Raw genomic sequence first — 909 nt, forward strand, 5'->3', positions numbered from 1 at the left:
GCACCTCCCCGGTGCCGTTGTCGGTACGAAGTTCCAGCCCGTGCAAGTAACGCACTTCAGCCGTCACGGTTCGGGCATTGGTCTGCAACGAGCGAATTTTGCGCACGCGCTGGCCAGCGCCATCATAGAGATAGCGTTCACAGTCATTGCGTCCGGAATCGCGCTCTACCGGGCTGACCGAGTGCAGCTGGTTACGCAAATCCCAAGTCAGAAAGCGTCCTTGATCGAGCTCCAGCAAATTGCCGTTGGCATCAAATGCAGCGGCGATTTCTGCTTCGGTTGGTGGCACGCCGTTGCGCCAGGGCAGGCAGCGATTGCTGTAACGCGCGGCGGTCAGTTCACGGCCCGGGTTTTGTGCGCCGACATGCGTCAGCTTCAGCAGGTTGCCGCCCTCGTCGTAGCAGTAAGTCTGATGGTAATTGGTGATCGCCGCCGGATCAGCGCGACCGACGGACTCCGGCCCTTGGTTGGAAGCACCCGCCTCCCAACCGATGGCTTCGATCAATTGATAAAGGCTGTCGTAGATAAAGCGACTGACGGGATCAATACGCTGGTTGTTGAAGTAACGCACCGGCAGCGCCTTGTCTTCGATACTCAGCACATTGCCCATTAGGTCATAGGCGTACAACAGATGTTGCAGCAGTCCGGCTTTATCGCTGTACGCTCGCCGCTCCACTAGACGGCCGTCCTCAGGGTCATACGTGAGCGTTGTTTGTACGCCATTACCCGCCACTTCTCGTAGGGTCTGCCCGTCGGCGTCGTACTCGATCTCGCTGACCAGCGTTTGCCAATTGGGCTTGCCGGCCAGCTTCAAAGCGCTATGGCGCAGGCGCCCATCAAGAGTGAAGCCAAAGGTCTGGCGGTTTTGCCTGGCATCAAGCGTTTCCAGCACATCACCCAAAGGCCCGT

Annotated in this window: 1 pseudogene; it reads right to left on the reverse strand. The window is 58.6% G+C overall.

Annotated elements, in window-relative coordinates:
- A pseudogene (locus tag EYC95_RS30065) lies at positions 1–909 on the reverse strand (RHS repeat protein); the annotation flags it as partial.

The sequence above is a fragment of the Pseudomonas sp. BGI-2 genome (assembly GCF_004310295.1).
GTDB lineage: Bacteria > Pseudomonadota > Gammaproteobacteria > Pseudomonadales > Pseudomonadaceae > Aquipseudomonas.